The sequence below is a fragment of the Caballeronia arvi genome (genome assembly GCF_001544695.2).
In the GTDB taxonomy this organism is placed as follows: domain Bacteria; phylum Pseudomonadota; class Gammaproteobacteria; order Burkholderiales; family Burkholderiaceae; genus Caballeronia; species Caballeronia arvi.
This window is the reverse complement of record NZ_FCOM02000047.1, coordinates 46,897-65,219: the sequence shown is the minus strand read 5'-3', so window position 1 is coordinate 65,219 and position 18,323 is coordinate 46,897. Positions and strand designations below refer to the sequence as shown.

General features: G+C 61.4%; 17 protein-coding genes. 13 read left to right on the top strand and 4 right to left on the bottom strand.

Annotation, left to right across the window (positions count from 1 at the left end; genetic code table 11):
* Positions 1-60: 60 nt before the first annotated feature.
* The 5 genes from AWB74_RS33310 to AWB74_RS33290 all read left to right on the top strand — a co-directional run bounded on the left by AWB74_RS33310 (position 61) and on the right by AWB74_RS33290 (position 6,053).
* The gene (locus AWB74_RS33310; protein WP_061150864.1) at positions 61-1,143 is read left to right on the top strand and encodes an ABC transporter ATP-binding protein; all 1,083 of its coding nucleotides are present in this window, start codon (positions 61-63) and stop codon (positions 1,141-1,143) included.
* Position 1,144: 1 nt separating this feature from the next.
* Positions 1,145-1,948, top strand: coding sequence for a GntR family transcriptional regulator (locus AWB74_RS33305; protein WP_087039340.1), 804 nt, complete (start codon positions 1,145-1,147; stop codon positions 1,946-1,948).
* 29 nt (positions 1,949-1,977) lie between these two features.
* Positions 1,978-3,138, top strand: a complete 1,161-nt coding sequence (locus tag AWB74_RS33300) for a porin (protein WP_087039339.1) — start codon at positions 1,978-1,980, stop codon at positions 3,136-3,138.
* A gap of 87 nt (positions 3,139-3,225) precedes the next feature.
* Positions 3,226-4,671 carry an NAD-dependent succinate-semialdehyde dehydrogenase gene (locus tag AWB74_RS33295; RefSeq protein WP_200822071.1) on the top strand — a complete coding sequence of 482 codons (1,446 nt, stop codon included), beginning with the start codon at positions 3,226-3,228 and terminating at the stop codon, positions 4,669-4,671.
* A 20-nt stretch (positions 4,672-4,691) separates the two neighbouring features.
* Positions 4,692-6,053 carry an MFS transporter gene (locus AWB74_RS33290; protein WP_061150862.1) on the top strand — a complete coding sequence of 454 codons (1,362 nt, stop codon included), beginning with the start codon at positions 4,692-4,694 and terminating at the stop codon, positions 6,051-6,053.
* Between the two features lie 31 nt (positions 6,054-6,084).
* Here AWB74_RS33290 and AWB74_RS45855 read toward each other — a convergent pair whose 3' ends face one another.
* A complete protein-coding gene (locus AWB74_RS45855) occupies positions 6,085-6,294 on the bottom strand; it encodes a hypothetical protein (RefSeq protein WP_143749363.1) in 210 nt (69 codons plus the stop codon).
* A gap of 49 nt (positions 6,295-6,343) precedes the next feature.
* On the opposite strand from AWB74_RS45855, the gene AWB74_RS47500 reads away from it, so the two are divergent.
* A complete protein-coding gene (locus AWB74_RS47500; protein ID WP_327362803.1) occupies positions 6,344-7,765 on the top strand; it encodes a methyl-accepting chemotaxis protein in 1,422 nt (473 codons plus the stop codon).
* Positions 7,766-7,814: 49 nt separating this feature from the next.
* Here the strand turns inward: AWB74_RS47500 and AWB74_RS33280 are convergent, their stop codons facing one another.
* From AWB74_RS33280 to AWB74_RS33270, 3 genes are all read right to left on the bottom strand, one after another.
* On the bottom strand, positions 7,815-9,284 hold the full coding sequence (locus AWB74_RS33280) for an aldehyde dehydrogenase (protein WP_061150860.1): 1,470 nt from the start codon (positions 9,282-9,284) through the stop codon (positions 7,815-7,817).
* A gap of 12 nt (positions 9,285-9,296) precedes the next feature.
* Positions 9,297-10,334, bottom strand: a complete 1,038-nt coding sequence (locus AWB74_RS33275; RefSeq protein ID WP_061150859.1) for an LLM class flavin-dependent oxidoreductase — start codon at positions 10,332-10,334, stop codon at positions 9,297-9,299.
* Between the two features lie 100 nt (positions 10,335-10,434).
* On the bottom strand, positions 10,435-11,037 hold the full coding sequence (locus tag AWB74_RS33270; protein WP_061150858.1) for an amino acid synthesis family protein: 603 nt from the start codon (positions 11,035-11,037) through the stop codon (positions 10,435-10,437).
* A gap of 215 nt (positions 11,038-11,252) precedes the next feature.
* Between AWB74_RS33270 and AWB74_RS33265 the strand changes: the two genes are divergently transcribed.
* The 7 genes from AWB74_RS33265 to AWB74_RS33235 all read left to right on the top strand — a co-directional run bounded on the left by AWB74_RS33265 (position 11,253) and on the right by AWB74_RS33235 (position 18,318).
* On the top strand, positions 11,253-11,831 hold the full coding sequence (locus AWB74_RS33265; protein WP_061150876.1) for an amino acid synthesis family protein: 579 nt from the start codon (positions 11,253-11,255) through the stop codon (positions 11,829-11,831).
* Positions 11,828-12,700 (top strand): alpha/beta fold hydrolase, encoded by an 873-nt coding sequence (locus AWB74_RS33260; protein ID WP_061150857.1) that lies wholly within the window; start codon positions 11,828-11,830, stop codon positions 12,698-12,700. Before AWB74_RS33265 ends, AWB74_RS33260 begins: the two co-directional genes overlap by 4 nt.
* Positions 12,693-13,646: a flavin reductase gene (locus tag AWB74_RS33255; protein ID WP_061150856.1), complete on the top strand. Its 954-nt coding sequence runs from the start codon at positions 12,693-12,695 to the stop codon at positions 13,644-13,646. The genes AWB74_RS33260 and AWB74_RS33255 overlap by 8 nt, the downstream gene beginning before the upstream one ends.
* Before the next feature lie 90 nt (positions 13,647-13,736).
* Positions 13,737-14,780, top strand: a complete 1,044-nt coding sequence (locus tag AWB74_RS33250) for an LLM class flavin-dependent oxidoreductase (protein WP_061150855.1) — start codon at positions 13,737-13,739, stop codon at positions 14,778-14,780.
* Between the two features lie 40 nt (positions 14,781-14,820).
* Positions 14,821-16,293: an aldehyde dehydrogenase gene (locus AWB74_RS33245; protein ID WP_061150854.1), complete on the top strand. Its 1,473-nt coding sequence runs from the start codon at positions 14,821-14,823 to the stop codon at positions 16,291-16,293.
* Positions 16,294-16,351: 58 nt separating this feature from the next.
* A complete protein-coding gene (locus AWB74_RS33240; RefSeq protein WP_061150853.1) occupies positions 16,352-17,479 on the top strand; it encodes a zinc-dependent alcohol dehydrogenase family protein in 1,128 nt (375 codons plus the stop codon).
* Positions 17,476-18,318: a poly(R)-hydroxyalkanoic acid synthase subunit PhaE gene (locus AWB74_RS33235; RefSeq protein ID WP_061150852.1), complete on the top strand. Its 843-nt coding sequence runs from the start codon at positions 17,476-17,478 to the stop codon at positions 18,316-18,318. The genes AWB74_RS33240 and AWB74_RS33235 overlap by 4 nt, the downstream gene beginning before the upstream one ends.
* Positions 18,319-18,323 lie beyond the last annotated feature (5 nt).

Sequence of the window (18,323 nt, the reverse complement as noted above, 5' to 3'; positions counted from 1 at the left end):
TTTAATGCTGGCGGCCGCGGTGCTGCGCCGTCCCCGTTCCGTGAAGTGAGGTAACGCGCCATGACATTCCTTCAGATTCAGCACCTGCGCAAGACCTACGATGATGTCGTCGCCATCGACAACGTTTCGCTCGACATCAAAAAGGGTGAATTCATGACCTTCCTCGGGCCGTCGGGCTCGGGCAAGAGCACCACGCTCTATATCGTCGCGGGCTTTCAGGAGCCGACCGAAGGACGCGTGCTGCTCGACGGCAAGCCGCTGCTTTCCATCGCGCCCAACAAGCGCAACATCGGCATGGTGTTTCAGCGCTATACGCTGTTTCCGCATCTGACCGTGGGCGAGAACGTCGCCTTTCCGTTGCGCGTGCGCCGCCGTCCCGATGCGGAGATCAAACAGCAGGTCGAGAAGATGCTCGCGCTCGTGCATCTGTCGGAGTTTCGCGATCGCATGCCCGCGCAGTTGTCGGGCGGCCAGCAGCAGCGCGTGGCGATCGCCCGTGCGCTCGCTTATGACCCGCCCGTGCTGCTGATGGACGAGCCGCTGTCCGCGCTCGACAAGAAGCTGCGCGAGGAGATTCAGCTCGAACTGCGCCGCATTCACCAGGAAACGGGCGTCACGATCCTTTATGTTACGCACGATCAGGAGGAGGCGCTACGCCTGTCGGATCGCATCGCGGTGTTTAACAAGGGGTGTATCGAGCAATGCGGAACGGGTGAGGAGCTGTATTCCAATCCCGCGTCGAAGTTCGTCGCTAACTTCATCGGCAACTCGAACTTCCTGCCCGTTCGCGTGACGTCGAGCAGCACGGAACAATCGAGCGGTGTGTTTCCCAACGGTCATGCTGTGACCGCTGCCGGTAATGCATCGCTCACGCCGGGCGATGAAGGCACGTTGATGGTTCGCCCTGAACAGATCCGCATCCGCGCGCTCGGCGCGTCGAACGGGTCCGCGGGCTTGCCCGTGACCGTGCGCGATATCACCTATCTGGGCGACGCCATGCACTACGCAGTGGCCACGCCTTGGGAGCAGGAGATCTCCATTCGCATGCCGGCTGGCGACCATCGCGACAGCGGTCTCGTGATCGGCACGCAGGCGCTCGTCGATTGGGATGTTCGCGATGTCCGGCTGTTCACGCAGGTCTGATATGGGCGATCGAGTGCGTTCGCTGAAGGTCGAGCGACCCCACATCACACTACGAGAACTGGCGCTCGAAAAGATGCGTTTGGCCATCCTGGACGCGCGCTTTCTTCCGGGTGATCGGCTGGTGGAACGATCTTTGTGCGAGGAACTCGGCGTGAGCCGCACGGTGGTGCGCGAGGTGTTGCGGCATCTGGAAACGGAGGGGTTGATCCAGTCGCTGCCGAACCAAGGGCAGATCGTCGCCATTCTGGACAACGACACTGCCGCTGAAATCTACGAAATCCGCGCGTTGCTCGAAGGCGAAGCCGCGATGGCTTGCGCGCGGTATGCGGACAACGATGTCGTTGCCGAGCTTGGGATGTGCATCGATGCGATCCAGCACGCCTTCGATACGCACGACCATCATGCGGTGCGCGATCACACGACTGCGTTCTATGAGCGGATGTTCAACGGCGGACAAAAGAATGTTGCGCGGGAGATCGTGCAGTCGCTGACCGCCCGGATCAATCGACTGCGGGCAATGACGATCGCCTCCGACGACAGAGGTCAGCAGGCGGTTCAGGAAATGCGCCAGATATTCGCCGCGATCCGCGCGCGAAATGCCCTCGACGCCTGCGACGCTGCGCGAGCACACGTCGAACGCGTGTCGGGAATCGCGCAGGACTTGCTGAGCGAAGGACAGACGAACGCGTCCTGGAAGCGAGCCGACAGCAACGTTCGCAACGTTCGCAACGTTCGCGACAGCGCGATCGTGCTGCAAAGAGCAATGCCATACACGAAGCAACAACCACGATTCATCAAATCATAAGCAGTCAACCGGTTCGGAGGAGGAAGAGCATGGCCAAGGGTTTCGTCAAGGCGCACGTCGCATGCTTGCTGGCAGGGAGTGCATTGTTCGCCGCGAATGCGTACGCGCAGTCGTCCGTCACACTCTACGGCGTGATCGACGAGGGCATCGACTATGTCAACAACAGCGGCGGGCATTCACTCTGGCGCATGCGTGACGGCACGTACGACGGCGTCTACGGCAGCCGCTGGGGGCTGAAGGGCAGCGAGGAACTTGGCGGCGGACTGTCCGCAATCTTCAAGCTCGAATCGGGCTTCAGCACCGAAAACGGACAGAGCCGGCAGGGCGGGCGTCTCTTCGGGCGTCAGGCCTATGTCGGGCTTTCGGACACGCGCTTCGGCACGGTAACGCTGGGCCGTCAATACGATTCGGTGGTCGATTTCCTTCAACCGCTGACCGCGCCCGGCCAACTTGCCGGCCCGCTCATTCACGCAGGCGATATCGACAACACCGACAACTCGTTTCGCGTCGACAACTCGGTCAAGTATGCGAGTCCGAAGATCGGTGGTCTGACGTTCGGCGGCCTGTATTCGTTCACCAACACGAACGCGCCCGGACGCGGCACCACCGGTCTGTGGAGCGTGGGCGCGAACTATGCGTTCGGTCCGTTCAACATCGCGGGCGCTTATCTCTACGCGAAAGATCCCGCCGTGTTGCTGCCCGATGGGAACTTCGTCGCCAATACGACGGGTGCCGCGATCGGTGCATCGGGTCCGTTCAGCTACGTCGGCAATCCGAGCAACGAGCAGATCTTCGGCGCGGCGCTCAACTATGCAATCGGTGCGGCGACGCTTGGCATCGACTATACGAACACGAAGTTCAATAACGCGAACGGCACCAACGGCACCGTGCGCTTTGATAACTACGAGGCATGGGGCCGTTATAACTTCACGCCCGCATGGTATGTCGGCGCGCAGTACGTCTATACGCACGGGAATATCGGCTATAGCCAGGCCATTCCCATCTATCACCAGGTCGGGTTGACCACCGCGTACTCGCTGTCCAAGCGCACCTCGCTCTACGCGATGGGCGTCTGGCAGAAGGCCGCGGGCGCCGCGCAGAACGCGGATATCTTCGACGGTGCGGTCGGCGCGGCATCGACGAACAATCACCAGATCATGGGGCGCGTTGGCATTTATCACCTGTTCTGATTCGCTTTGTCAAACGCGTCGCGGCTCGCGCGGGCGGCAAGCCGACGACGCACTTTAAGTAGAGGTATCGCTGTGCAATTGAAATCCATGCTGAAGGACGCATCGCTTCTCCGTCACCAGGCTTTTATCGACGGTCAGTGGTACTCGGCGGATTCGGACGCGACCTTCGACGTGTTCGATCCGGCGACGGGCGGCTCGCTGGGCAGCGTGCCAAAAATGGGCGCACAGGAGACGCTGCGCGCCATCGACGCCGCCAATGCAGCGTGGCCCGCCTGGCGCGCAAAGACGGCAAAAGAGCGCGCGCTGCTGATGCGCCGCTGGTTCGAACTGATGCTGGAAAACACGGACGATCTCGCGCTGATCCTGACTTCCGAGCAAGGCAAGCCGCTCGCGGAAGCGAAGGGCGAGATCGCCTACGCTGCATCGTTCATCGAATGGTTCGCGGAAGAAGGCAAGCGCGTTGCCGGCGATACGCTCGCCACGCCCGCGGCCGACAAGCGGCTCGTGGTCGTGAAGGAGCCGATCGGCGTATGCGCCGCGATCACGCCGTGGAATTTTCCGGCCGCGATGATTACGCGCAAGGTCGGCCCCGCGCTGGCGGCGGGCTGTCCGATCGTCGTCAAGCCGGCTGAATCGACGCCGTTCTCCGCGCTCGCGATGGCCGTGCTCGCCGAGCGCGCCGGAATCCCTGCGGGCGTGCTCAACATCGTGACGGGCGACCCGAAGGAGATCGGCGTTGCGATCACGGGCAGCCCGGTAGTCCGCAAGCTGTCCTTCACCGGCTCGACGGGCGTGGGCCGATTGCTCATGGCGCAAAGCGCGCCGACGGTGAAGAAGGTCACGCTCGAACTCGGCGGCAACGCGCCGTTCATCGTTTTCGACGACGCCGATCTCGACGCCGCGGTCGAAGGCGCGATCGCATCGAAGTATCGCAACAACGGTCAGACGTGCGTCTGCACGAACCGCTTCTACGTGCACGAGCGCGTGTACGACGCATTCGCGCAAAAGCTGGTGGAGGCCGTCGGCAAGCTGAAGGTCGGACACGGAACCGAGGCGGGCGCGACGCTCGGACCGCTCATCGATGAAGCCGCCGTGAAGAAGGTCGAAGCGCATATCGCCGATGCGGTGGCCAAGGGCGCGAACGTCATCGCGGGTGGCAAGCGTCACGCGCTGGGCCACGGATTCTTCGAGCCGACCGTTCTTGCGAACGCGACCATCGACATGTGCGTCGCGAACGAAGAGACCTTCGGCCCGCTGTCGCCGCTCTTTCGCTTTTCAAGCGATGAGGAAGTCGTGCGGCTCGCCAACGACACGGAATTCGGGCTTGCGGCCTATTTCTACAGCCGCGATATCGGGCGCATCTGGCGCGTGGCCGAGCAGCTGGAATACGGCATGGTCGGGATCAACACAGGCGCCATTTCGAACGAAGTCGCGCCATTCGGCGGCGTCAAGCAATCGGGACTGGGCCGCGAAGGATCGCACTATGGGATCGACGATTATCTCGTCATCAAATACCTGTGCATGGCCGTTTGAAATCGGGGGAACGTGTCGAAATGAACTTGTATCCATCTGACGCCCGCGAGGCGAATCCGAAGTCTTCGAGCGCTCACGCGACGGAGCAGGCGAGCGCGGCGGCAAGCATCCCATCGCGCGTGACGGTTCGCGTCGTCGCCATTTGCTTGCTGATGATTCTCGCGGAAGGCTACGACGTCGCGATCTATGGCGCCGTGCTGCCGATGCTCACGCACGGCACCGACTGGTCGCTGTCGCAGTTGCAGCTCGGTGCCATCGCGAGCTGTTCGCTGGCGGGCATGATGATCGGCGCGATGGGCGCGGGAACGCTGAGCGATGTCATCGGCCGACGTTCGGTGCTGCTTTTCAGCGTGGGTCTGTTCTCCGCGATGATGGCCGCCGCCGCGCTCGCGCCGACGCCGACATGGTTCGTCATCGCGCGCGTGATCGGCGGACTCGGGCTGGGCGGCGTCGTGCCAACGGCGGCGGCGCTCACCGTCGAGTATTCGCCGGAGAATCGGCGCTCGTTCAACTACGCGCTGATCTACACCGGCTATTCGATCGGCGGCATCGTCGTGGCGTTGCTGGCCATTGCATGGCTGCCGTCGCACGGCTGGCGAGGGCTGTTCTGGCTCGGTGCGGCGCCGCTCGTCGTCATGCCGTTCGTTGTGCGTTACTTGCCGGAATCGCTCGATTTTCTGCTTTCGAAGGGACGCGTCAGCGAGGCGCAGTCGGTCGCCGACAAAATGGGCATCCGATGGACCCACGGACAAGTCTCCACGCTCGACGTAGGCAAGAAGGGCCAGGCCGCGCCTGTTCGCGCGCTTTTCGGCGGATCGTTTCTTCGCGCGACGCTGGCGTTCTGGCTGGCGATGTTCATGGGCCTGCTCTTGCTGTACGGCCTGAGCACGTGGCTGCCGCAGTTGATGCGAAAGGCCGGCTTTCCCCTCGGTTCGAGCCTCGGTCTGCTCGTTGCACTCAATTTGACGGCGGCCATCGGCTCATTGCTCGGCGGCGCGGTGGCCGATCGGCTCGGCTCGAAGCCCGTCGTGACCACGCTGTATCTGCTCGCCGCGGCGAGTCTGTGCGCATTGCCGTTCGCGCATGGCACCGTGGAAGTCTATGTGCTCGTCGGACTTGCGGGCATCGGCACGATAGGCAACACGATGTTGCTGGGCGCGTATATCACGCGCTACTACCCGCCGGCCAATCGCGCGACGGGAATCGGCTGGGCGCTGGGTGTCGGGCGGTTCGGCGCCATCACGGGTCCGCTGATCGGTGGCTTGCTGGCGCAGGCGAATGCGCCGCTGTCGTGGAATTTCTATGCGTTTGCGGTGGCGGGCGTGGCTGCGGCTGCCGTTCTGGCATGGGTTCCGGCGACCATCGACCAAAAAAAGTCGTAAACCATACTATGGCATACCATCATCTTTGTCGTTAAGCGTATAGGAAGCGCGTTCGGGCGGGTTCAGCACGAACGCGATCCCACTCGCTCGGCGGCTGTCGCCCAAATCCGGCAGCCGCCTTCCAGACAAAGACGACCATGAAAAAGATCCAGAACCTGCCGATCGCGGTAAAGATAGGCGTTGCATTCGCCGCAGTCATTTTCACTTTTGCGGTAAGCGCCTTCATATGCATCTTCAGCATCAAGGCAATCGACCATAAACAGAACGAGATTGCCGCATCGGAAAGCACATTGCTTTTACTGAAAGACGGCACGGCGGACTACCTGAACATCGTCTGGGCGGTTCTCGCGAACAACCTGAATGGCGAGCCGGGCCACAAGGCCTGGATCGACGGGCACGCCAAAGATTTCCATACGCGCCTGTCCGGCATTCACGATGCGGCCGGCGAGAACGCAAAGCTCATCACGAAGGCGAGCGAAGAATACGATGCGTGGCTTCGCACGGTCGTGAATCCCTTGATCGAGATGCGCAGGAAAGTCGATGCGTTCTCGGCCAGCGTGAGCGATCTTTCGCAGATGACGGAGAGCTTCGGCTCCTATCTCGGCACGGAGAAGCTGATTGCGTCCGTCGACCAGCTTCAAACCTACGAGCAAGCCAAAATCTCGGCGGACCGACAAGAACTCGACGCATTGCGCGCCCGCATCTACACGACGATCTTCGTTTCGTCGATGATCGCCGCGATCGCCGCCGTGCTCGCGGGAACCTGGCTTGCACGCATCGTCTCCCGTCCGCTGAAACAAGCCGTGAACGTCGCCACGCGCGTGGCCGAAGGCGATCTGACGGCGCGCATCGAGGCATCATCGATGGACGAAACCGGGCAACTCATGTCGAGCCTCAAGTCGATGAATCAAAGCCTGTCCAAGCTCGTCGGCCATGTGAGGATCGGCGCCGACGGCATCGCGACTGCGTCGAGCGAAATCGCCGCTGGCAACCTGGATCTGTCCGCGCGCACCGAAGAGCAGGCAAGCTCGCTTGCGGAAACCGCGGCCAGCATGACGCAGCTCACCGACACCGTGAAGCAGAACAGCCAGAACGCGCGTCACGCCAACACGCTGGCGACGAGCGCGTCCGACATGGCCGATTCCGGCAATGAAGCGGTTCAGAACATGGTTCGAACCATTCACCAGATCAGCAACAGCTCCAGCAAGATTTCCGATATCACCGGCGTGATCGAAGGCATCGCGTTCCAGACGAACATCCTTGCACTCAACGCGGCAGTCGAAGCGGCGCGCGCCGGGGATCAGGGCCGTGGATTCGCGGTGGTGGCAAGCGAAGTTCGCAGCCTCGCGCAACGCTCGGCAACGGCGGCGAAGGAGATCAAGGAACTCATCCTTGCATCGGTCGAAACGGTTCAGAGCGGCGAACGGCAGGCGGCCGAAGTCGGCGACACCATTGCGCAGGTGCGACTGGCGATCAGGCAGGTGTCGGATATCGTCGGGGAAATCGCGGCGGCGTCCGAGTCTCAGGGGCAGGGTATCGAGGAGGTAAATCTGGCCGTCAGCCAGATGGATCAGGTGACGCAACAGAACGCGGCGCTCGTGGAACAGGCGGCGGCAGCGGCGCATTCGCTCGAAGAACAGACGGCGAATCTTCGAAGCCTGGTCGCGGTGTTCAAACTTGAAGACCACCGCAATTTGGTGCTGCCCGGTTGAGGCACAACATTGAGGCGGCTACGCCGAGGCGTAGCCGCAGCGTTGCGTTTTAACGCATGACGAAGGGATCGTCGATCGGATCATCCGACGTGCGCAGCCACACGGTTCGCGTCGTCGTGTATTCCAGTGCGGCGCTCATTCCGCCTTCGCGGCCGTGTCCCGACAGGCCGAAGCCGCCGAACGGCGCGAGCGGCGAAACCACGCGATAGGTGTTGATCCACACGATGCCCGACTTGATTCGCTTCGACACGCGATGCGCGCGCGTCAGATTCGTCGTGAAGATGCCGGCAGCAAGACCATAAACCGTGCTGTTCGCCTTCTCGATCGCTTCTTCTTCGGAGGCGAACGTATCGACGGAAAGCACCGGCCCGAACAGTTCTTTGGTGATGCAGTCCGGCCGATCGAGGCCGCTGCAATCGAGAACCGTCGGCGCGTAATAGAAGCCTTCACGATCCAGCGCGCGGCCGCCCGTCAGCACCTTTGCGCCCTGACGCAACGAGGCATCGACGACCGTTTCGATATTCTTGCGCTGACGTTCCGTGCACAGCGGTCCGAACTCCGTGTCCATGTCGTTCGGCGAACCCACGCGAATGCGCTCGACGCGTTCCACCAGCAACGCAAGGAAGCGGTCTTTCACGGATTGCTCGACCAGCAGACGCGAACCCGCCACGCAGCTCTGGCCGCTCGCCGCGAAGATGGCCGCGACTTGCGCATTCACGGCGCTCTGGATGTCCGTATCGGCGAACACGATGAACGGCGATTTGCCGCCCAGCTCGAGCGACACCTTCGCGAGATTGTTCGACGTGTTCGAGACGATGTGCTTCGCCGTTTCCGGCCCGCCCGTGAAGGCGACTTTCGATACCTTCGGATGGCTGCTTAGCACCGCGCCGCATTCCGGCCCGAAGCCGGTGATGACGTTGACCACGCCCGCGGGAAAGCCCGCTTCGTGAATCAGCTTCGCGAATTCGAGCAACGGACCGGGCGCTTCTTCCGATGCCTTCAACACCACCGTGCAGCCCGCGGCGAGCGCCGGGCCGACCTTGACGGCGGATAGAAACAACTGGCTGTTCCACGGCACGATCGCCGCGACCACGCCTATGGGTTCGCGTTCGAGCCAGACCTGCATGTCCGGCTTGTCGACGGGAATGTGACTGCCTTCGAGCTTGTCGGCGATGCCCGCGTAATAGCGATAGAAATCGGCGACGTAAGCGATCTGGCTCGACGTCTCGCGGATGATCTTGCCGGTATCGTTTGTTTCGATTTCCGCCAGACGCGGCGCGGCTTTCTCGACGAGATCGGCGAGCTTGTGAAGCAGCTTGCCGCGCGCCGATGCGCTCAAGCCCGCCCATGCCCGGCCATTCAATGCGCGGCTCGCTGCATCGACGGAGCGGTTCACCTGTTCGGTGCGCGCTTCGGGCATGTCGGCCCAGACCGCGCCCGTCGCCGGGTTCACGCTGCCGAAACTCGCGGCGCCAGGCTCGAACTGGCCGTCGATATAAAGCTGGAATTGGGGATTCATGGAAACGTTACCTCACGCGAAGGCGGGCATCACGTCGCGGATCATGCGTTCGAGCGACGCCTTCTTGCGCTCGAAGCTCATGCCCGTGTCGATCCAGAACGAATACTCGTCGAAGCCGAGCGCTTCATAGGCCTTCAGACGCGCGATGACCTCTTCCGGCGTGCCGATGACGTTGTTCTTGCGCATCGCTTCCGGCGTATAGAACGGATGCGCGGCGATTTCTTCCGGGCTGAGCGTCTTGATCATGCCGCGGCTGACCGGGCGCTCGTTCTTGAACCACGCGCCGAAGTAGTTGTAGAAGACGTTCACTTCGTCGGCGGCGACTTGCGCGTCGTCTTCGCTGCTCGCGACGTAGGTGTGTCGGAGGAGCATGATCTGCGGGCGCCGCACATCGCTGAATTTTTCGCATGCGGCATTGAAGTGGCCGACGAGCTTTTCCACTTCTTCATCGCCCATATGCAGCGGCGTGACCTGCACGTTGCAGCCGTTCGACACGGCGAATTCGTGGCTGTTGGGATCGCGCGCGGCGACCCAGATCGGCGGATGAGGCTGTTGCAACGGCAGCGGCGACGAGGTGGTAGAAGGAAACGACCAGTACTCGCCTTTGTGCGCGTAGTCGCCTTCCCACAGCTTCCTGACCGCCGGAATCAACTCACGCATGCGCTGACCTGCGTTCCATGCGTCTAGGCCTGGCATGAGCCGTTCGTATTCGAACGAATACGCGCCGCGCGCGATGCCGAGTTCCAGCCGCCCGTCCGTGATGATGTCGGTCATGGCCGCTTCGCCCGCGAGCTTGATCGGATGCCAAAACGGCGCGATGACCGTGCCCGTGCCGAGCCTCACGTTCTTCGTCTTGTTGGCGAGATCGACGAGATTGAGGAATGGATTCGGCGCGATCGTGAAATCCATGCCGTGATGCTCGCCGGTCCAGACGGCGTGCATGCCGCCGCGATCGGCGATCTGGCACAACTCGACCATCTCATCGTAGAGCTGCTTCTGGGTGGTCTTGTCGGAGACGCGCTCCATGTGAACGAAAAGCGAAAAACGCATGGTGCAACCTTTTCAAGAGTGAAGCGGGCGTCCGACATATCGACGCCAAATCAGAACCAGCGGCTCGCCGGTTCTCTGCTCAAGGAGGTGAGCGCTGCGATCACTTCACAGCAGCAGGATTCGTGAGGTCATTGCCGAGTTCAGCGAGATCTTTATAACGATCGCCGATGCGGTGATGCGGACGGCCACCGGTCGCGCCGCCAATGGCGATCACGAGTTCGTCGGCGGCCGGCGCATCGGGGATGGCGAACTGGAGCGTCAGATAGTGCGAGCGACGGCCTTCGTCGTTCTTGTCCATCATCGGGATCAGGAGCGGTGAATTCGCCGGCCCGCGTGTGTTGTTAAACGCGAGATACGACTTCGCGCCGACCGCGCTGCGATACGTGTTGCCGAAGTGCAGCGTGTGGATCAGCGCGGACGCGTGTTCCAGTTCGCCGTCCACACCGACGATCGCGCTCTTGCCGAACGCTTCGACGGCTTCGCCGGAACCGGCTTCGTCGAGGATGAGCTTGGTCAGGTACGCGCTCAATTGCGGCGCGATTTCGCGAATCTCGGGCGAGAGATCCTCGACATACCCGCGGCCTGCCCACGGATTCTTGATGACGGCAGCGGCGCCGATCATTTTCAGCGGCTTGGAGGCGTCTTTGTCGCCGTCCACGTAAACGGTTTCGACGTGAAGAATCGATTTTCGGATGAGGCTCATGAGGATCTTCTCTAAAAGGTAAGAACGTGGTTGATTATGGGATTCCATACTATGGCAGGCCATGCGTGTATACCCTGCGCCGCGACAGTCCAGTTTTGACTGATCATTCGCCGGAGTGCCGTACTATGGAATACCATAATATATCTATCGTCGCGATATCCGTACTATCCATTCCATGCTCTTAACGCCGATGTCAGGCTTTTTTGGAGAACGAGATGAAATTGGAAGTGCGCAAGCTGGTGACGTTTAGCGAGGAAACGCGGATCGAGGGCGAGAAGGCCGCCGACCGTCCGTTGAAGATGTTCGGCGTCGCGGCGGTCCTGCGAAACCCTTGGGCGGGACGCGGCTTTGTCGAAGATCTCAAGCCCGAGATTCACGCGCTGGCTTCGCCTTTGGGCGAGATGCTGACGGCGGAAATCATCCGCGCCGCAGGTTCGGGCGAGGCCGTCGAAGGCTATGGCAAGGCGGCGATCGTCGGGACATCCGGCGAAGTCGAACATGCGTCCGCGCTGATCCACACACTCCGCTTCGGGAACCACTTCCGCAACGCGGTCGGCGCGAAAAGTTATCTGAGCTTCACCAATCTGCGCGGCGGCCCGAACTGCCCGATCACGATTCCGCTCATGCACAAGCACGACGAAGGCATGCGTTCGCACTACCTCACCATCCAGTTCTCGATCGTCGATGCCCCGGCGCCGGACGAACTCGTCATCGCACTGGGCGCGTCGATCGGCGGCCGGCCGCACCATCGCATCGGCGATCGCTATCAGGACCTCAAGGAGCTCGAATCTTGAAGCCGCAAGAAAGCCACCTTGTCTCGGGCGGGAATATCGCCGGCACGTGCTACAGCCTGTACGCCTCGCGCGCGGGCGCATCCAGTGAGACAGTCGTGCTGATTCATGGCGTCGGCATGAATCATCAGGTCTGGGCGCCGCAAATCGACTTTCTGACGCGGCATTTTCAGGTGTTGGCCTTTGACATGCTCGGTCACGGCGGCAGCGCGCTGCCGAGCGAGCAACCTGCGCTCGATGAATATGCGGCACAGGTCAAGGCACTGCTCGACGCGCTGAATATCGAACGCGCGCATATCGTCGGACACTCGATGGGCGCACTGGTCGCACTCGAATTCGCACTCTCGTATTCGGCGCGTACGCTCAGTGTCGCCGCGCTCAATGCGGTTTATGACCGCTCGCCCGAACAACGCGCCGCAATCGTTGGACGCGCGGATTCGCTCGATTCGGGCACGGCAATGGCAGGCGTCGATGACACGATCTCGCGCTGGTTCGGCGATCCGGTGCCGGCTTCGCTCGAGCAATCGGCGCATGATTTGCGTCACTTGCTTTTGACGGTTCAACCGGCGGGTTATGCGCGCACGTACCGGCTATTCGCCAATTCCGACGACGCGCATGTGCATCGTTTGCCTGAGCTGGCGGTTCCGGCGCTTTTCCTCACGGGAGAATGCGATCCCAATTCCAGCCCTGAAATGTCGCGGAAGATGGCGGCCGCAACGCCTGATGGACGAGCCGAGATCATCCCGGGCGCGCGACACATGATGTCCGTGACCGATCCCGACGAAGTGAACGAAAGGCTGGTCCGTTTTCTATTGAATTCGTCGGGAAAAGTCAAAGCCGACGCAGAAACCAAAGGAGCACGACATGAATGAGACGGTAGCCGAAAAGGCACTCGATCCGCTGGAGTTCCGTCGCGCGCTGGGCGCGTTCGTCACCGGCGTGACAGTCGTCACGACCATTCAGGAGGACGGTTCGCCGCGAGGCTTCACGGCTAACTCCTTCAGTTCGGTGTCGCTCGATCCCCCGCTCATTCTCGTCTGTATCGCGAAGACCGCATCGAGTCACGCAGTCTTTTCGAAGACGGATCACTTCGCCGTGAGCGTGCTCGCGGAAGATCAAAAGTCGGTATCGGGCGTGTTCGCTTCGAAGGCCGCCGACAAGTTCGCCCAGGTCGAATGGCATGCGCGAACGACCGGCGCACCGCTCATGACCGGGGCAGCAGCGAGCTTCGATTGCAGGACCCATCAAGTTGTCGACGCGGGCGATCACATCATCCTGATCGGTCGCGTGGTGGAGTTCACTCACACGTCGTCGTCGCCGCTTGGTTATTGCCGCGGCGCGTATGTCAACTTCGGCCTGACGCAGGAAGCACTCACCGCGGCCGGGTCGACCGCGAAAGTCGGTGCGATCCTCGAACACGACGAGCGCATTGCGCTTCTGGAAACACCTCGCGGACTGGAGTTGCCAGCGGGTGTGAAGCTCGAACCGGTCAGCAACGCGAATAGCCTGCGCGGTGTGCTTGCGAAGCTTGGGCTCGAAGCGAATCTGGATTTCCTTTTCGCCGTGTTCGAAGGACAAAGCGATCAACCTGGCGTGCATGTCTACTATCGCGGACGCGTGGCCGATAACAGCGGCGTCGCGGCAAACAGCTCGCTTCGCATGATTCCCTTGAACGAGATTCCCTGGGATCAAGTGCGCGACAGCGCCGTGAAATCGATGCTTCAACGTTACGTGCGCGAGCGAAGCGAAGACGCGTTCGGCATCTATGTAGGCGACGCGGAAACAGGAACGGTTCAATCGCTTGCGCGCCAGCATTGAACGACAAACAAAGCTATCGAGAAAAGAAAGTCGAGCGCGACACGAGATGAGTGATCGAGCACGACGCGAACAATCAGTGGAGAAGACGAGATGAAATTTTCTTTGTTTTTGCATATGGAGCGATACGACACCAAGACGTCGCATCGCGAATTGTTCGACCAGATGACCGAACTCGTGCAGCTCGCCGAGCGTGGCGGCTTTGAGACGGCCTGGATCGGCGAACACCACGCGATGGAATTCACGATCGCGCCGAATCCCTTCGTCAATCTGTCTTATCTCGCCGCGAAGACGGACAAGATCCGTCTTGGAACGGGCACGGTTATCGCGCCGTTCTGGCATCCGATCGCACTTGCCGGTGAAGCGGGAATGGTCGATGTCGCCAGCAATGGCCGGCTCGACATCGGCATTGCGCGGGGCGCTTACTCGTTCGAATACGAACGGCTCTTGCCGGGCCTCGACGCAATGAGCGCGGGCGCCCGCATGCGCGAACTCGTGCCGGCGCTGCGCAAGCTGTTCAAGGGCGACTACGCGCATCAGGGCGAATTCTGGTCGTGGCCTTCAACCACGCCGGTGCCGCGCCCGATTCAACAGCCGTATCCGCCGTTGTGGCTCGCCGCGCGCGATCCGAGTTCGCATGCCTTCGCGGTGGCCAACGGTTGCAATGTGCAAGTCACGTCGCTCGCCGCTGGCGACGCCGAAGTCGCGAGTCTCATGGAGCGATTTAACGCCGCTTGCGCCGCGCATCCCGACGTTCCGCGTCCGCAAGTGATGATGTTGATGCACACGTTCGTGGGCGAAGATGCGGCGGAAGTCGATGCAGGTGTGGAAGACCTTGCGCGGTTCTATCGCTACTTCAGCAAGTGGTTCAAGAACGAGCGTCCTGTCGAACAAGGTTTTATCGAGCCACTCACGGAAGCGGACATCGAGATGTTCCCGCAATACTCCGCCGAGTCGATTCGAAAGAATCTGGTGATTGGCGAAGCCGCCGATGTTATCGCGCGTTTGAAAAGCTATGAAGAACTTGGCTATGACCAGTACAGCTTCTGGCTCGACAGTCATATGAGTTTCGAGCGTAAGAAGAAGTCGCTGCAATTGTTCATCGACAAGGTTATGCCTGCCTTCCAGACGCGATAGGCGAACGCGAATCGTATTCTTCAAATCAGGAGCAGCCGACATGGTGCAGCGGTTTCAGCAATATATAGATGGTGCATTCGAAGACGCGAAGGAACAGTTCGATAGCATCGATCCGTCCACGGGCGAAGTCTGGGCGCACATGCCAACTGCAAGCGCGGACGATGTGGACCGTGCAGTGCAGGCGGCGCACCGAGCCTTCATCGACCCGGCGTGGGCAAATCTGACCGCGACCGCGCGCGGCAAGCTGTTATATAGGCTCGCAGATCTGGTGGCGCAACATGCGCCCCGGCTCGCGGAACTCGAAACGCGGGATACTGGCAAGCTAATCCGTGAGACGCAGGCGCAGATCGGCTACGTCGCGGAGTATTACCGCTATTACGCGGGCATTGCCGACAAGATGCAGGGCGCGTGGCTTCCCGTCGACAAGCCCGACATGGAAGTTACGGTGCGTCGTGAGCCGGTTGGCGTGGTGGCCGCGATCGTGCCGTGGAATTCGCAACTGTTTCTGTCCGCGGTGAAAGTGGGACCGGCGCTCGCCGCTGGCTGCACGATCGTCCTCAAGGCATCCGAAGACGGTCCCGCACCGTTGCTCGAATTCGCGCGGCTGGTCCACGAAGCGGGCTTCCCTAAAGGTGTCGTCAATGTCGTAACGGGCTTCGGCAACGAGTGCGGACGCACGCTGACAAGCCATCCGCTCGTGTCGAAGATTGCGTTCACTGGTGGCCCCGAAACGGCGCGTCATGTCGTGCGGAATTCGGCGGATAACCTTGCGGCAATGTCGCTCGAACTGGGTGGCAAATCGCCGGTACTGGTTTTCGACGATGCCGATATCGAAAGCGCGTGCAATGCCGTCGTCGCGGGTATTTTTGCGGCGACCGGGCAAAGCTGTGTCGCCGGATCGCGTCTTGTGATTCAACGCGGCATTCACGACGCTTTCGTCGCGAAGCTCGTCGAGAAGGCGGAAGCGATTCGAATCGGCGATCCTCAGGATATGGCCACGGAAATGGGTCCGTTGGCCACTCGCCGACAACTCGAACATATCCAGAAAGTTTTGAAGGATAGCGTCGAAGCGGGAGCTCGCGTGGCAACCGGCGGAAGCCAGCCTGCCGATAAAACTCGTGGCTTTTATTTCCAGCCCACGATCGTCGATTGCCCCAACACGCAAGTGCCGAGTGTTACGAACGAGTTGTTCGGGCCGGTGCTGAGTGTTGTGACATTCGATACCGAAGCGCAAGCCATCGCAATAGCCAACGACACGCGCTATGGACTTGCATCGGGCGTCTTCACGACGAATCTGACGCGTGCGCACCGACTCTCTCGTGCACTGCGCGCGGGCATCGTCTGGGTCAATACCTATCGCGTCGTTTCGCCCATCGTGCCGTTCGGCGGTTATGGATTGAGCGGGCTGGGACGTGAAGGCGGATTCGATGCGGCGATGGAATATACGCGAACGAAGTCCGTCTGGATTCGAACCTCCGATGAACCTATCGTCGATCCGTTCGTCATGCGATGAACGTGCTTGAGTCTCAGGCTCATCCATGCGCTCGTGACTATCTACTGGAACTAACAGAATGAAGATCAAAGCTGCTGTTTTGGAGGCTATGGGCGCGACGGCTCCCTATGCGGTTTCCCGTCCCTTGAAAATCGAAGACATCGATCTTGCTCCGCCGGGACCGGGTGAAGTGTCGATCAAGATCGCCGCGGCGGGGCTCTGCCACTCTGATCTATCGGTCATCAACGGCGACCGGCCGCGTCCGATGCCGATGGCGCTCGGTCATGAAGCGGCTGGCGTGGTGCAGGAACTCGGCGCGGGCGTCACCGACCTTCAGGTGGGCGATCATGTCGTTGTAGTGTTCGTGCCGAGTTGCGGTCACTGCGCGCCGTGCGCCGAAGGACGGCCCGCGCTGTGCGAGCCCGGTGCGGCTGCCAACGGTGCTGGCACCTTGCTTTCGGGTGCGCAGCGCCTTACCCGTGAAGGCGAAGTTGTCAATCATCATCTGGGATGCTCGGTGTTCGCCGAATTTGCGACCGTGTCGCGCCGCTCCGTGGTGAAGATCGATCCGAGCGTGCCGCTGGACGAAGCGGCGTTATTCGGCTGCGCGGTGCTGACGGGCGTAGGCGCCGTCGTGAACACGGCGCAGGTTCGAGTGGGCGCGTCTGTCGCGGTCATCGGGCTGGGCGGCGTGGGACTGGCGGCCCTGATTGGCGCGCATGCCGCGGGCGCGCGGCAGATCATCGCAGTCGACTTGTCGGACGAAAAACTGGAGCAGGCCAAGAGTCTCGGCGCTACGCACGTCGTTAATGCGGGCCGCGAAGATGCGCTCGCGCACATTCGCGAGTTGAGTTCGGGCGGTGTCGAATACGCCTTCGAGTTCGCCGGATCGATCCGCGCGCTGGACCTTGCCTACAACATCACGCGGCGTGGCGGATCTACCGTCACTGCGGGCTTGCCGCCTTCCACCGCGCGCTGGCCCATGCCCGCGGTGAGTCTCGTGGCTGAAGAGCGCACCGTGAAAGGCAGTTATATCGGCACGTGCGTTCCGTCGCGCGATATTCCGCATTTCATCGAGCTATACAAGCAAGGCCGTTTGCCCGTGGACAAACTGCTCACTGGCCGATTGAAGCTCGACGAGATCAATCACGGCTTTGACTTGCTGCACGAAGGCAAGGCGATCCGCCAAGTAGTGGTGTTCGAATGAGCGACGGCAACCCAAACTGGGCCGATGGATGGGTCGGGATGCAGCAGGCCTTCCTCAAGTCGATGAGTCCCCGTGGTGCGAAATCGGCGGCCACGGACACCGCGGAAGCCCAGGCAGACGCCGCAAAGCCGCCTCTGCAGGAGCAGTTCGCGGACCTGCAGGAAACGTGGAAGGAGTCGATCGAAAAATGGGCCTCTTTCGCTCAGAGCGGGGTCAGCGCGGATGCTTGGACGCCGAAGGCTCTGCGGGAGATGTTCTCGCCCGCGCGATGGAGCGGGCAGGGTGCGGGCGCCTTCGACGCCAATCTGCAACATGTGATCGAAGGCCCCAAGTACGCGACGCTCTATGACCTGGACCGGAAGGTCGCCGAGTTGCAGCAAAGCGCGATCGACCGGGACAAAGCCGTGCTGGCCTATCAGGCCATCGTGCAACGCGCGTGGAACACCACACTCGAGCGTTTTATGAAGTCGATGTCATCGGCCGCAGAAGGCGCGCCGACGACATGGCGTAGCCTGGCCGATCGTTGGCTGAAGGTCGCTAACGAAACGCTGATCGAAGCGCACCGGACGGAGGAATTTGTCGACGCTCAAACCCGGATGTTGCGCGCAGCATCGGACTATCGGTTAAAGGAGCGCGAAATCGCCGAGTCGTGGTGTGAGGCGTATCACATACCGACGCGTACCGAAGTCGATGAGATCCAGCGCACGGTCACCGACTTGCGCCGCCAGGTCCGCCTACTGCAGCGACAGAGCGCGGCTCAGCAGGAAGCGGCGACGAAGACGACTCCCACCCGACAGACGCGCGTGGCATCAAAAACCACTCGTTCGAACCCTTCCTGAGAGAA